The sequence below is a fragment of the Pelagimonas sp. genome, from assembly GCF_058892305.1.
In genome coordinates this window covers 1-734 of the sequence record NZ_JBZXVN010000075.1, presented here as the reverse complement: position 1 = coordinate 734, position 734 = coordinate 1, and the positions used below count along the sequence as shown (strand labels likewise).

Below are 734 nucleotides of genomic sequence, written 5' to 3'. Positions count from 1 at the left end.
TGGGGTGCTTTGGTTCTCTCTCTGGAGGCGGACGGGGTGCTTAACCGCGCAGACCTTGTTTCCGTCCACCTTGGGGACCTTGCTTGGTATGAGCGCTTGCTGAATGCGGACACCATAACAGTTGGCCAGCTGCTCACACATACAGCCGGTCTGCCGGACCACGTCCACATGGACGGCGTGGCCGCAGACCTGATCAACCGTGGGGCGCATGAACCATTCGATCCGACAGACGCCATTTCGCCTATTCTAGACAAGCCAGCACTTTTCGAGGCGGGCTCGGCTTGGGCTTATACCGATACGGGCTATTTCCTGATTGGCCTCGTGATCGAGGCGGCAACAGGCGAAAATGTTTTCACACTGGCCAATGCGCGCGTCCTTTCCCCACACGATCTCACCGGGACGGTTTCATCAGACACGCCACAAATCGAGGGTCTTGCTGTTGGGTATACGGAGGCGGAAAACCCGTTTGGTCTTGCGGCGCGTACGATGGACGACCGGGGAGGTTTGGTCTGGAATCCTGCTGTCGAATGGACCGGCGGAGGATTTGCGTCAACCTCGGCAGATCTGGCCAAATGGGGGCATGTCCTTTTCACAGGTCAGGCGATGGCAGATGACTACCTCGACCGCCTTCTCGACGGTGTACCTGTCAATCCGGATGAAACCGCTGTTCTTTATGGCAGTGGTGTTGCGATACACAAAGAAACGTCATTCGGTCCTGTTTACGGGCATGGCGG

At 57.4% G+C, this 734-nt stretch carries 1 protein-coding gene; it reads left to right on the top strand.

Annotation, left to right across the window (positions count from 1 at the left end):
- On the top strand, positions 1 to 734 hold a 734-nt coding region (locus AC5EFR_RS22660; protein WP_493577966.1), incomplete at both ends, for a serine hydrolase domain-containing protein.